Source organism: Phycisphaera sp., from assembly GCA_025916675.1.
GTDB lineage: Bacteria > Planctomycetota > Phycisphaerae > Phycisphaerales > UBA1924 > JAHCJI01.
This window is the reverse complement of the sequence record CP098402.1, coordinates 863296-877264: the sequence shown is the minus strand read 5'-3', so window position 1 is coordinate 877264 and position 13969 is coordinate 863296. Positions and strand designations below refer to the sequence as shown.

The window sequence follows — 13969 nt, the reverse complement described above, 5'->3', positions numbered from 1 at the left end:
GCGAACCATAGGCGTTCTCGCCCACACCCCGCCTGTCGGCCTCGCCGCTCGCAGACCAAACCAAAGCACAGCACAGACACAACCACAGATCGAGCGGTTCCGATTCAAGCGATCGTCGTGTACCGCACATCAGCCCTGGTACAGCCAGATCGCTTCGTCTGACCACGCTGGTCCGCCTATCCCGATTCAGTCCTAAAAGGGGCCCGGCTAACAACACGCCCGGTCGTTCAGTCGATGGTCACCATCGAATCTCTCACCCCAGTTGCCAGAATGCACTGGCCACACCAAATGCACACCCGCGTTATCTCAAACGAGCAATCTCGGGTGACCAGATTGTTCCTGCATGGCGTATCGATGAACCACCGTAGGTGATCTCGGCGTGTGGCGAACCAGTGGTAGGCGTCATAGGCTATGCCTCGAAACTGCTGTGGAACGTTGCTAATAGTGTTTTATTCGGTTTGGTTACCTCGTGTATCGTATGGGATCCGGCAGTATCCATCGGGACCAACTCTAGACCCTGCAACCTGCTTCAACATCCAGCCTCTTCAATGTCCGGAGTGTTGAAGGCGGACTGCGGTAAGATGTGGAATATCAAACACTTAGTGCTGGTATCATACCTTGATTTTGGACAGAACGGACACTTGCAATCTGCCCGGAACCCGTGCCTGTCTGCAGCCCGCACAGTTGACTCTCGGACTGGCGACCTCGCGGCTCTCGATGCAATGCTCAATTTGATACCTCCAAACACAAGCCACACAGTGCCCAGCTCTGGATGGCGCAAGAGACGTCAAGGCATATCCCGGATCACACCCCGCTTGTCTTCAAATAGCCCGTCTGAGCGCCTGCTAGGGCCGTTTCTTCGAGACGAAACACCCGCTGAGTTCCAGATGAGTTCCCAAAACGGGCGTTTTCGCGCCTCGGGGTGAGTTCCGCTGAATTCTCCTCTAGAGGTCAACAGATTACTCACGGCGAGTATCTGCGGTATTCGCTTAGCAACTAGTAGCAAGGTATCTGTAGCCAAGAGATTGTGGTCAAGCCCATAGCAAAGGCAGCGCTATGGCCGTTGCCTCAAGAAACTAGTCTACACACCGCATCTTCGCAGGTGATGACCTGACTTCTGGGAGGGTAGGCCACATACTTCATAGCGTACCTTACCTTTTGTACTTACGCATTCGACTGGGCACGTTGTTCGTCGAGCACCCTGTGAACATCCTGCACGCACACCGAGCCCTCGCCAACAGCACTTGCCACACGTTTGACACTCCCCGCGCGAACGTCGCCGGCGGCGAACACGCCCGGCAGACTCGTTTCGAGGGGGTGCGGGGGACGATCGGATCGCCATGCCAGACCGTCCTCCGTATCGCGCCGGTGAACTGCCCCACCGGTACAGATAAAGCCTTTCCCATCAAGTTGCACACTGTTCCTCAACCACTGGGTATTCGCAATCGCACCAATCAGCAAAAAGATGTGCCTGACAGGCTTCGAGACAGTCTCAGAACCCACCTTCCACTCTGCGCCCTCTAGCCACGAGTCTCCATGGAGCCCAGTCAGTGAGGAGTTGGTCGTGAGCTTGATACGATCCGACGCCTCTATCCGGCGTAGTAAGTAATCGCTCATGCTCCGCGCTGGGCTAGTACCTCGGATCAACATATGCACGCAGCGAGCGTACCGGCTCAAGTATACAGCCGCTTGCCCAGCCGAGTTCCCCCCGCCAACAACCACCACTTCGCTCCCACTACACAATTCGGCTTCCACGGATGTTGCTGCAAAGTGCAAGCCATTGTTCTCGAATCTTGATGCGTCATCGAGATCGAGCCGCCTCCACGTGGCACCGCAAGCGACGACCACGCTCCGAGATCGAACCGGACGGCCCTCGTCAAGATGCAAGGAATAGCCGTGGCCTTGACGCTCACAAACCTCAAGCTGGGTGACCCGGCGCGGGACCGTGAGCCGTGCTCCGAATTTTTGCGCCTGGACTTGCGCCCGACCCGCGAGTTCCAACCCACTTAGACCAACCGGGAAACCAAGATAGTTCTCGATCCGGCTACTGCTACCCGCTTGCCCACCCGGCGCTTCTGATTCGAGTACGAGAGTCGAAAGACCCTCGCTCGCGGCATACACAGCAGCCGCTAAGCCCGCAGGGCCAGCCCCAACCACTGCAACGTCATAGATATGCCCGTCAGCAGGCAACTCGGTCAACCCCAGGCAATCAGCCAACTTTGCTCTGGTCGGGTTATGCAACACAGCACCACCAGGGCACATCGCCAGTGGCAGGTTCTTCGGTTCGAGGTCGGTCTTCGACAAGCCGACGTCGAGCATGTCGGCATCGCGACCATCGATGCCGACTACCCGGACTGGATGTGAGTTTCGATGCAGGAACCGCTCCAGTTCGAGCATGCCACCGGTTAATTTGTCACCAACAAGCGTCACTGCGCCCTGGCTATTGTCAACGAGGCCGAGCCGCCGAAGGATGAACGCCCGAATGACGATGTTCCCGATGTCAGGCTCAGCAGTTAACAACCTGGCAAACCGATCTCTCGGTACACGAATCACACTCGGTTGGGGGCCGTCTGGGTCTGTTGGCATCACGCGGCCGCTCACGAGGATCTTGCGATCACTAAATAGATCGAGCTCACCGGTAAACCCCCGCTCGTGGTGAACATGCACGACGTCGGGTACTGAATCAGAATCGGCCGAGTCGTAGAAGATCTCTACACGACCGCGAAGCACGACAAAGAAGTCGACCGAACGCTGGCCTTGGGTGAACAGCAAGGCGCCCTCGTCGAGATGCTCAACCTGCCCGAATTGTCGAATCCGATCGATGTGTTCCTCACTCAATCGGGGGAACGCGTGCCGATCATCACGGGTGGCCGGAGCCGCCTCGGTCCCGTGTGTCTGATCATTGTGTGGCATCGACGATCATAGAGAACCCAGAACTGCTTGGTCTAGCCGACGTGGCTCTGCACTGACAAATCCGGCTGCTGGTAGTTCATCATGCGACTATTCGAGCTATTAAATCGGTGTTCGCGCTAGAGCTGATAGCCCAGGGCGGTAACGCGGTGGGACCACAGGCGCCGACTGTTTGTCTCCTTGCCGAACGAGAACGTGGTCGGTTTCAGCAGCGACAGCGGCTTCACCAACCTTGACATCCTAGCGTTCCAGACAGTGTTCGAGGTGGGGTGCGAGGAAGCGTGGTACCGGGCTGATCAATACGAATCCTAAACCAGCTTGTAGATCGCTAGCCCCAGCGCTGGCACAGGAATTGAGACCAGCGAACACGGCATGTGGTAATTCTTATCGCCGACAGAGTTGAGGCTCTCGTGCGAAGTCTGTTGGCCATTGCTGCGCACCCGCAGAATAGCGCCCGGGCATTCCCTCGCAATCCGAGATTATCCCTGATACCCCTAATTTTACCTGGGTATCCATGCATGATTCGCCATCCGAGCCACACCTCCGGTGCTCGCGTGCCTGAGCTATATTGTACGACATTCATTGGTTTGTAGTTGCACTATGCAACGGGTATCGGTGCGTGTGACAGACAGCGAGTCTGGGGGCATCATGCAAGTGGTATTCCGATTGCGTTCGTTCCCGCACGCTTTGATTCGTGTGTTTTGTCTTTTTAGCTGTTCCGCGTTGCTACTCGCGTGCTCGGATGAGCCCGAGCCGCCCCCGCCGCCGCCTCCGTCGGTCACCGTTGTCCCTGCCACAGACCGGACCGTCCGCGAGTGGGATGAGTACACGGGCCGACTCGAACCGGTCGACTCGGTCGAGATCCGAGCTCGTGTGGATGGCTATCTGGAATCGGTCCACTTCACCGATGGGCAGATCGTGGAGGTCGGTGACCTGCTCTTCGTGATCGATCCCAGGCCGTACCAAGCGATCCACGACGTGGCCAAGGCCGAGCAGGCCAGGGCTTCTGCCGCTCTCGAACTGGCTCGCAATGATCTCAAGCGTGCCGAGCAAGCCCGAGATGCCGGAGGCATGACAACCGAGGAGTTCGAGACTCGTAGCACGGGAGTGATGCAGGCCGAAGCCGAGTTCCAGGCCACGATCGCTCGCGTTCGATCGGCCGAGCTCGATCTCGGATTCACGCAGATCCGCAGCCCCATCCGTGGGCGCGTAAGCAGCGACCTTGTCAACGTGGGTAACCTGATCAGCGGTGGCGCGTCCAACGCCACACTGCTCACCACCGTCGTCTCGCTCGACCCCATTCATTGTGTGTTCACCGCGAGCGAGCAGGACTTCTTGCGGTATTCCCGCCTAGCACGACGCGGCGATCGTCCGAGTTCTCGCGAGACGGCCAACCCCGTCGAGGTCTCGCTGCTCGACGAAGAAGGCTTCCCCCACAAGGGCACGATGGACTTCGTTGACAACCGGCTCGACCCCTCAACTGGCACGATCGAGGGCCGGGCCATCCTGCCCAATCCAGATGGCCTGCTCACACCGGGCCTCTTCGTCCGGCTCCGCCTTCTCGGCAGCGGCGAGTATCAAGCGGTGCTCATCCCCGACCAGGCCATCGGAACCGACCAGACTCGCAAGTTCGTGTTCGTGATCGACTCGGAGGGCGTCGCTGCCATCCGTTACGTCACGCCGGGCCCCATCATCGATGGGCTGCGAGTCATTCGATCGGGGCTGGAGGGAGGCGAAGCCGTTGTCGTCGAGGGCGTGCAGCGCGTGCGCGCCGGCGAACGGGTCACGCCCGATCAACAAGAACTCCAGGCTTGGCTGAGCCGCGGGCTTATGCCGCAACCCACCACAACGCAAGGCGAACCATCGCCAACCGAGTCGGAAACCCCCAGTGAAGCCCCGGCCGCCGGGGACGAGGGATGAACCTCCCAAAGTTCTTCATCGATCGCCCGAGGTTCGCCATCGTGCTTTCGCTGGTGGCCATGATCGTGGGTGCGCTCTCGTATCTGGGCCTGCCGGTGGCTCAGTTCCCCGATGTGGCACCGCCCACGATCGTCGTGACCGCCAGCTATCCTGGCGCTAACGCCGCAACCATCGCCGAAACGGTCGCGACCCCAATCGAACAAGAGGTCAACGGCGTCGAGGGCATGCTGTACATGTCCTCGCAGTCGACCGGCGACGGCCAGATGCAACTCACCGTGACGTTTGCGACGGGGACCGACCTGGACCGCGCCCAGGTGCTGGTGCAGAATCGCGTGTCGGTCGCCGAACCCAGGCTGCCGGAAGAAGTTCGCCGCCTTGGAATCACGACCAACAAGAGCTCTCCGGACCTGCTTCTGGTCGTCCACCTGGTTTCGCCCGACGACTCGCGCGATCAGTTGTATATCAGCAACTACGCGTTCCTGCAGATTCGGGACGTAATCTCGCGCATCGATGGCGTCGGCCAGGTGCAATTCTTCGGGGCTCGCGAGTACAGCATGCGTGTGTGGCTCGATCCCGATCGCATGGCGTCGTTCTCGCTAACGACCCAGGACGTCGTAGCAGCGCTCCGCGAGCAGAACGTCCAGATCGCCGCGGGCACGCTGGGGCAGCCGCCGGTGCCCGAAGGCCAGGCCTTCCAGGTGACCATCAACGCCCAGGGCCGCTTCGCCGATGCCGAGCAGTTCTCCAACGTCGTCGTCAAGACCGGCGAAGACGGACGCCTGCTCCGTGTTCGCGACATCGCCCGAGTCGAACTCGGCGCGCGTGAGTACGCCACCAACAGCTACCTCGACGGCGACCCGGCGGTCGCGATGGTGGTGTTCCAGAGGCCCGGATCGAACGCGCTCGACACGGCCGAGTCCGTCCTCCAAACGATGGACGAGCTCTCGCAAGACTTCCCCGACGGGCTTGAGCACACGGTCGTGTACAACCCCACCAAGTTCATTGAGGACTCGGTGAACGCGGTCATCCACACGCTTTTTGAGGCGGTGGTGCTTGTCGTCTTGGTGATCGTCGTCTTCCTCCAGAGCTGGCGCGCCGCGATCATCCCGCTCGCAGCCATCCCTGTTTCGCTCATTGGTACGTTCGCCATCATGGCGCCGTTGGGCTTCTCGCTGAACAACCTCTCGCTGTTCGGGCTGGTGCTCGCCATCGGCATCGTCGTCGACGACGCGATCGTCGTGGTCGAGAACGTCCAGCGGAACATCGAGGAGGGCCTGGAGCCCCGCGAAGCAACCCGTAAGGCCATGGATGAGGTTGCCGGGCCGATCATCGCCATGTCACTCGTGCTCGTGGCAGTGTTCATTCCCACGGCATTCATCAGTGGTATCACCGGGCAGTTCTACCGGCAGTTCGCCCTCACGATCGCGGGCGCCACGGTCATCTCGATGATCAACTCGCTCACGCTAAGCCCGGCGCTATGCGCCATCCTGCTCAAGAAGGAAGCCAGCGATCGAGGCATCATCGGCAAGGTCTGGTGGTTCCTCACCGGCTGGTTCTTCTGGCTCTTCAACAAGGCCTTCGATGCGGGATCCTCGCTCTACGCGAGTGCCGTACGAAGGCTGGTCCGGCTATCGGTTGTCGCTCTCGTCGTGTACGTCGCGCTACTCGGCGGTACGGGCTACATGTTCAACAAGGTGCCCGCCGGCTTCGTGCCCGAGCAGGATCAAGGGTATCTCATCGTCGCGATCCAGTTGCCCGAGGGTGCCTCCCTGGAGCGGACCGATCGCGTAGTGCAGCAGGTGTCCCAGATCGCCCTCGACACGCCGGGCATTCGCAACGCCGTTGCCTTCGCCGGCTTCTCCGGTGCCACGCGAACGAACTCACCCAGCGCCGCGGCCGTATTCACCGCGTTCGAGCCCTTCGAGGAGCGGGGCGGCCTGACCGCGTTCGACATTCTGCCCGACCTCCAAGTACGACTCGGTGATGTCCGAGACGCTGCCATCATCGTGCTCAACCCTCCCGCCATCCGCGGCATTGGCACCGGCGGAGGCTTCCGCATGCAGGTGCAGGATCGTGGTGGCCGCGGCTACGAGATGCTCCAGGCCGCTACAGGCGAACTCGTCAACGCCGCCCGGGGCGATCCACGCCTGGCCGGCGCGTTCTCCACGTTTCGTGCCGACACACCACAACTCTTCGCCGACATCGACCGAACCAAGGCCCAGATGCTCGATGTGCCAGTCGAGAACGTCTTCCAGACGCTGAGCGTGTACTTGGGATCGTCCTACGTCAACGATTTCAACCTGCTTGGTCGCACCTATCGGGTCACCGCCCAGGGCGACGCCGAGTTCCGCCTCACGCCCGAAGACGTGATGCGGCTGCGAACACGCAACACGAACGGCGACATGGTCCCGCTCGGCTCAGTGATCTCGCTCGAGTCGGTCACCGGTCCGGACCGTGTGCAGCGGCACAACCTGTATCCTGCCGCGAGCCTCGATGGTCGTGCCAATGTTGGCATCAGCTCGGGCCAGGCGCTCGATATCATGGATCAACTAGCCGCCGACGTGCTGCCCCGCGGCATGAACTACGAGTGGACCGATCTGGCCTACCAGCAGCAACTCGCCGGCAATACCGCGATCTACGTCTTTCCGCTTGCCGTCCTGTTCGTATTCCTACTGCTGGCGGCCCAGTACGAGAGCTGGTCGTTGCCACTGGCGATCATCCTGATCGTTCCCATGTGCCTGTTGTGCGCCATCCTTGGTGTCTGGCTACGCGGCATGGACAACAATATTCTGACCCAGATCGGCTTCGTCGTGCTCGTCGCGCTGGCGACCAAGAACGCGATCCTCATCGTTGAGTTTGCCAAGGTCCAAGAAGACAGCGGCAAGAATCGCTTCGACGCCGTGGTCGAGGCCTGCCGGCTGCGGCTACGCCCCATCCTGATGACCGCCTTCGCGTTCATCTTGGGCGTAGTGCCGCTGCTGATCGCTTCGGGGCCGGCTTCAGAGATGCGGCAGGCCCTCGGTACAGCCGTGTTCAGCGGCATGCTGGGCGTTACGCTGTTTGGCCTGCTGTTGACACCCGTATTCTACGTGGTGATTCGTGGCATCGTGAGTCGCAAGCGACCCGCGGGATGACTCGTCGAGTCGTTGAGGAAGGATCATGCAGTGAAAGCGTCCGATCTATTTGTTCGATGCCTCGAAGAAGAGGCCATCCCGTTCCTGATTGGCGTACCGGGCGAAGAAAACGCCGACATGATGCTGTCGCTCGAAGGCTCCTCGATCGACATCTACATCACCCGGCACGAGCAGGGAGCCGTCTTCGCCGCTTCGACTTATGGCAAGCTAACAGGCCAGCCCGCCGGCTGCATCGGTACGCTCGGCCCTGGGGCCACCAACATGGTCACCGGCATCGCCGACGCCAATATGGACCATGCCCCACTGCTGGCGATCACGGGTCAGGGCTCCACCGATCGTCTGCACAAGGAATCGCACCAGATCATGGACGCCATCGCGATGTTCGATCCGGTGACGAAATGGGCCACGAGTATTCGCACGGCCGAGTCGATACCCGAGGTCATCCGCAAGTCCATCCGGCTCGCCCGTGGTGAGAAGCCCGGCGCGGTGCTTGTCGAGCTACCCGAAGACATCGCAAAGCGTGACTCCGACGCCAAGCCGCTCACGCCGCGACGCTACCGGCGACCGACACCCAATGCCGATGCCTTGCAAGCCGCCGCAGATATGCTGGCCAGCGCCGACCGGCCCATGATCCTCAGCGGCAACGGTGGGATTCGCACTCGCGCTTCGGACGAAATCCGGTCGCTCGCCGAGGCGTTCGGCCTGCCAGTCGTCACGACCTTCATGGGCAAGGGTGCCGTCTCGATGGACTCCGAGCACTGCCTATTCACGGTCGGCATCCAGCAGCGTGATGAGATCGCCCAGGAACTCATCGAGGCCGACACCGTGCTCGCGATCGGCTACGACCTCGTTGAATACCCGCCTCGCAACTGGGTGGGGCCCAGGACCCGTATCATCCACCTCGACTTCACACCCGCCGAGATCGATACGTCGTACCACCCCGAGGTCGAGCTGGTTGGTGACGTTGCTGCGGGTCTGATCGAGTTGCGGCGGTTGCTCGAATCAAAGAGGGGTCCGAACCGGCACGCCAATCGCCTGGCCCAGGTCCGACAATCGATGCTCGAGGAGTTTGCCGAGCATGCCAACGACGACACGAAAGGCGTCATCAAACCCCAGAAATTGCTGTGGGACACGCGCCAGGCCCTTGGCCCAAGCGATGTCGTGCTCAGCGGTGTGGGCGCGCACAAAATGTGGATCGGCCGACATTATCAGTGCATCGAGCCCAACACCTGCCTCATCCCCAACGGTTTCTGCTCGATGGGCCAAGCTCTGCCTGGGCTCATCGGCGCCAAGCTGGCACGCCCGGACCACCACTGTGTCGCGATCTGTGGCGATGGCGACTTCCTGATGAACGTGCAGGAGATGGAAACCATCGCACGCATGAAGCTCGACGTCGTCGCCATAGTCTGGGAGGACCAGGCGTACGGCCTTATTGAGTGGAAACAACAAGCCGAGTTTGGTAGGCACACCGACCTCTCGTTCGGGAATCCGAACTGGATCGGCCTGGGTGAGGCCTTCGGCTGGCGGAGCGAGCGCGTCGAGAACAGCACCGAGTTCCTGCCGGCATTGAAGCGATCACTCGACCATCCAGGCCCATCGCTGCTCGTCGCGCGGGTCGATTATCGCGAGAACATGAAGCTCACCGAACGCCTGGGCCAGCAGGTCTGCCGCATCTGAGAGGAACTGCCATGCTCAAGGACACCTACCCGTTCTACCTTGCGAACAAGCCCGAAGCGCCCAACAACGACCTCGACGTGCTCGACAAGTACACGGGTGAGGTCGCGGCGCGCGTGGCCAACGCCGGACCCGAGCACATTGAGACCGCGATCCAGGCGTGCGCCGACGCGACCGAACCGATGCGGCGTCTGCCCTCCTTCGTTCGCAAGCGGATCCTCTCGCACTGTGTCGACCGGTTCCGCAAACGCGCCGACGAACTCGCAATGGCCTTGTGCATCGAAGCCGGCAAGCCCATCAAAGACAGCGAGGGCGAGGTTGCCCGCCTCATCGATACGTTCGAGGTTGCCGCGGAAGAATCCACCCGAATCGGCGGCGAGGTGATGCCTATGGATATCTCCCAGCGGGCCGAAGGCTATCGCGGCATGACCCAGCGGGTCCCGATCGGTGCCTGCTCGTTCATCACGCCGTTCAATTTCCCTCTCAATCTCGTGGCCCATAAGGTCGCCCCAGCAATCGCATGTGGCTGCCCATTCGTCCTCAAGCCCGCCGAGAAGACGCCTATCGGGGCGCTCATCCTGGGCGAGGTGCTGGCCGAGACGGAACTACCGCCAGGTGCCTTCAGCGTCCTCCCATGCGACGTCAAGCACGCGGGCCCCTTCACCACCGACCAGCGGCTGCGCCTGCTCAGCTTCACCGGTTCGGACAAGGTTGGCAAGATGCTGCTCGCACAAGCCGGCATGAAACGTGTCGTGCTCGAGCTTGGAGGCAACGCCGCATGCGTCGTCGACCGTGGCGTGGACCTCGAAGATTGCGTCAAGCGCATCATCTTTGGCGGTTATTACCAGTCGGGCCAGAGCTGCGTGAGCGTGCAGCGGGTAATCGCGCACGACGATGTGTACGACGAATTGCGATCGCGACTGATCGAGGCTGTGAAGGGCCTGCGCAGCGGAGATCCGAAAGACCGCGACGTGTCCATCGGCCCGCTCATCAACGAAGAATCCGCGGCACGGGTCGAGTCGTGGGTTCGAGAAGCCGCCGATGGCGGGGCCAACATCCTCGCTCACGGCGCTCGGCGCGGCTCGATGCTCGAGGCCACGCTCTTGGAGGGCGTTCCTCGATCGGCCAAGCTGTATCGGGAAGAGGCTTTTGGCCCTGTCGTCATCCTGTCTAGGTTCTCGACCTTTGACGACGCGATCGAAGAGGTGAACGACAGCCGCTACGGGCTCCAGGCGGGTGTCTTCACGAATGACGTTCGCCACATGCACGACGCCTGGGACAGGATCGAAGCCGGCGGCGTCATCATCAACGATGTGCCCTCCTTCCGTGTCGATCACATGCCCTACGGCGGCCTAAAAGACTCGGGCATCGGTCGCGAGGGTATCCGATCCGCCATCGACGACATGACCGAGGTCCGGCTGATGGTCGTTCGTAAGGTCTAAGCGAGCATTTCTGGTAACACGACCTCCACCGATACCCACACGGTGCCTGTCTCAGGGTCGCCATCGCAGGCGACTGCCCGTTCATGGTCGCATTTATCTGACAACATCTCGCCAGAAATCAGCGGTAGCGGCTATGCAAACTTGCCCATACGAGCAAACCGATGCGTAGCGCGATCGCGTTAGTTCTGGCACTTGTTGTATGTCTCCTCACCGGATGCATCCGCGAGGTCCGAGTCTACTCTGCCGATCCGAGTCGGATGCTCCGCGACCAGCAACGCAGCCGGCTCACTTCGGACACGCTCAGCGAATGCACCCAAGAAGCCCTGAACCAGTTCGGCCTGGCATATCTCGCAAGATATCACCCCATGGCGGCGATCGAACTTCCCGCATTCAGCGTCAGTCTCGCTGTAGCTCTCTGAATCACAACGAACTCTAGGGTGAGCTCGACACGACAAGTAGCTCGTTCGTTGACGGTGCCTCTGTTGACGGTGCCTCTATCGAGACAATTCGAGATCCGATTTCGCCAACAGTGGGGCCGACACTCACGCGGATCCCGGGTATCGCATCAACCACATATCGGTACCAACCTCGCGAAACTCGGCCTTCAGGTACATCGATTGGGCCACCGAATCTGCTTCTGCGCTCAACGCCAGCCCCGAAGATCCACGCCGGAGAGCCTCGCCGATCGCGTAGTTGACCAGTGCGCTGCCGAGGCCCCGGCCTCGGAACGATTTCAACGTCCCGACAGCTTGGAGCCGGCAGATCCCTTGGTACTCGAAGATCCCAAGCCGGGCCAGGATGCGGCGGTCGCCGCAGTGGCTCAACCGATACCATCGAACGCCGATGCGATCGGTGACCTCGCGACGGGATCGGATATACGCTCTGACCTCATCCCGGTTCGTGAACCACGGTTCCTCGGTGGACTCTTCGACCCCGAATTCGATGAGGTCCCGGTAGTCGTCTTCTAATTCTACTCGGCATACTTCCATGCCTTCAGGGAGCGCGGTTTTTCGCGACTCGTTCGCAAACATCCATACAATCCGTTCGACAACAAGCGGCGGCGCACCCAGTTGATCCGCAGATGTCATCTCGTCGACCTCATCGCACAAGGCTTCGAAGCCCTTGCGCGCAGGGATGTACAGCATCAGGTGCTGGTAGCTCGTCCGATCAAAGTGAGAATGAAACAGTTGCTCCCAATCTGACAACGAGCGGCCGCCGCTGACACGCAACTCCATCATGTTTGCCTGATACCACTTCGGGTACCGAGACGAGCGTGCCACGAGATAGTCGCCGTAATCCACCGTTGCCCCGGCAGACGTAAGGATGTGCCGCTCGGTGTTCTGGATTCGCTCAAGCATGGTGTTCACGACAACCGGCACCCGGTCCCGCTCTAAGACCAAAGGACGAAGCGTAAGACAGAGCACGTGTGGCCAAGGGCTCCCCTGCCAGAGCATCCGCGGGAGCCTTCGAGCACGCCCATCTTGCTCCGGAACGCCTCGCGGTCACGCGGCGGGTATATGCGGTTCTCGGACCCATCGCCCAGCCCGACCGAGCGTAATCGGGCTTGAGGCCAACCAGCCCAGTTTACCCAGAAACACACGCCCATGTATTGTTTCAGAAACTGTTATTGACATTATTTCGATTCGTGGTATCCTCTGATTATGCCCGTCACCTTCCAGGACGACGCCGCCGCCGTAGTGGCCGAGATCCGGGATCTGTTCGCACAGGTCATCGAGACCAAGTGCAGGCCGGGCTCTGGACTGCCCGAAATCTGCGAAGGCTTCGGCATCCACCGCAAACTCGCCTGGCAGCTCACCAAGGTGGCCTACGGCGACGACCCTTTCTTTGCCGCCCGCTACATGCCCACGCCCAAGGGCATCGAGACCTGGATTCGCTCGGCGGCAGAGCATGGAATCGATCGGGACCTGCTCGACAGCGTCCGCGAGGCTTCGGCCAAGTTCGAGCACCTCATCGAGACCCACGCCGGCAACCGAACGGCCATGGACATGCTGCTCGAATCGTGCGTGGCCGAGCCGAGCGAGGACATCGATACGCGTTGGCGTCAGCGCGCCTTCGAGGGTAATAGCTACATCTGGGGCGTGCAGGCCCGCAGCATGCTCTCGTGCTCGATCCTCGCGCCTTCGAAGGACAGACGCGGCTGGATGGACATGGCCCAGGCCCGCAGCCTGATCGACCTGCGACGCACTCGCCCCGGCACGCGATGGATGATCGGTCAGGCCGTCGTGTTCCGCGAGGGTTCGGCTCCCGACACACCCGACCGCGAACCGCTTGATGCCGAGACGGCGCGCATCACCGGCGGTGTTCCTGTGCTTGGCAGCTTCACCACCAACCCGTTGCCGAACCTCGAACGCCGCGAGACCGGCACCGGGCTCTTGCTCGACGAGTTACTGCCTGGCGAGATCGGTCAAGCGGGCCAGCTCACCATCACGACCGGCGAGGTCGTGCGCAACCTCGCGCCGGCTTACGCGATCGAAGACGGCGACCGAGCCCTCTTCAGCACCGGCGTGAGCACACCGGCCGAGGTACTGATCTACGACCACTTCGTCCATAAAGACCTGTTCGGCGCCGTAGAGCGCGAGCTGTGCGTGTTCGGCGAGTTGGGCCGGCCGTTCACCTCCGACGAGCAAGACCGATTGCGCGTGCCCGAGCAGATCCAGCCCATGGGTAGTGGGCTCTCGAACGTCCACACACCCGACGTGCCGGGCTACGCCAAGCTCCTGCGGCACGCGTTCTCGAAGTGCGATTGGAATCCGACCGACTTCGCACTCCACCGGGTTCGCATGGCGTACCCGCCGCTCACCACCTCGGTCATGATCCGACACGAACTCCCCGCGGCCCCAGATTGGCTGGAGCCCTGATCCCGTATTC

7 protein-coding genes are annotated in these 13969 nt (G+C 61.2%); 5 read left to right on the top strand and 2 right to left on the bottom strand.

Translation table 11 applies throughout. The features are described from left to right. Positions 1 to 1164 precede the first annotated feature (1164 nt). Complete coding sequence (locus NCW75_03800) at positions 1165 to 2913, bottom strand: FAD-dependent oxidoreductase (GenBank protein ID UYV13412.1); 1749 nt, start codon at positions 2911 to 2913, stop codon at positions 1165 to 1167. 720 nt (positions 2914 to 3633) lie between these two features. Between NCW75_03800 and NCW75_03795 the strand changes: the two genes are divergently transcribed. The 4 genes from NCW75_03795 to NCW75_03780 are packed head-to-tail and all read left to right on the top strand — an operon-like array spanning position 3634 to position 11080. Next, positions 3634 to 4830 carry an efflux RND transporter periplasmic adaptor subunit gene (locus NCW75_03795; GenBank protein ID UYV13411.1) on the top strand — a complete coding sequence of 399 codons (1197 nt, stop codon included), beginning with the start codon at positions 3634 to 3636 and terminating at the stop codon, positions 4828 to 4830. Then, entirely contained in the window at positions 4827 to 7964 is a 3138-nt protein-coding gene (locus NCW75_03790; protein UYV13410.1) for a multidrug efflux RND transporter permease subunit, read from the top strand. The genes NCW75_03795 and NCW75_03790 overlap by 4 nt, the downstream gene beginning before the upstream one ends. Positions 7965 to 7994: 30 nt before the next feature. Then, complete coding sequence (locus NCW75_03785) at positions 7995 to 9641, top strand: acetolactate synthase large subunit (protein UYV13409.1); 1647 nt, start codon at positions 7995 to 7997, stop codon at positions 9639 to 9641. 11 nt (positions 9642 to 9652) lie between these two features. Beyond that, on the top strand, positions 9653 to 11080 hold the full coding sequence (locus NCW75_03780) for an aldehyde dehydrogenase family protein (GenBank protein UYV13408.1): 1428 nt from the start codon (positions 9653 to 9655) through the stop codon (positions 11078 to 11080). Positions 11081 to 11622: 542 nt separating this feature from the next. Here NCW75_03780 and NCW75_03775 read toward each other — a convergent pair. After that, positions 11623 to 12438, bottom strand: a complete 816-nt coding sequence (locus NCW75_03775; GenBank protein ID UYV14222.1) for a GNAT family N-acetyltransferase — start codon at positions 12436 to 12438, stop codon at positions 11623 to 11625. 303 nt (positions 12439 to 12741) lie between these two features. Between NCW75_03775 and NCW75_03770 the strand changes: the two genes are divergently transcribed. After that, a complete protein-coding gene (locus NCW75_03770) occupies positions 12742 to 13959 on the top strand; it encodes a hypothetical protein (GenBank protein ID UYV13407.1) in 1218 nt (405 codons plus the stop codon). The last annotated feature ends 10 nt before the right edge of the window (positions 13960 to 13969 follow it).

What these genes read in the sequence shown, in the direction of transcription:
- NCW75_03770 (UYV13407.1), top strand. Translation starts at nt 12,742, where the DNA reads ATGCCCGTCACCTTCCAGGACGACGCCGCCGCCGTAGTGGCCGAGATC.
- NCW75_03775 (UYV14222.1), bottom strand. Translation starts at nt 12,438, where the DNA reads ATGCTTGAGCGAATCCAGAACACCGAGCGGCACATCCTTACGTCTGCC.
- NCW75_03780 (UYV13408.1), top strand. Translation starts at nt 9,653, where the DNA reads ATGCTCAAGGACACCTACCCGTTCTACCTTGCGAACAAGCCCGAAGCG.
- NCW75_03790 (UYV13410.1), top strand. Translation starts at nt 4,827, where the DNA reads ATGAACCTCCCAAAGTTCTTCATCGATCGCCCGAGGTTCGCCATCGTG.
- NCW75_03800 (UYV13412.1), bottom strand. Translation starts at nt 2,913, where the DNA reads ATGCCACACAATGATCAGACACACGGGACCGAGGCGGCTCCGGCCACC.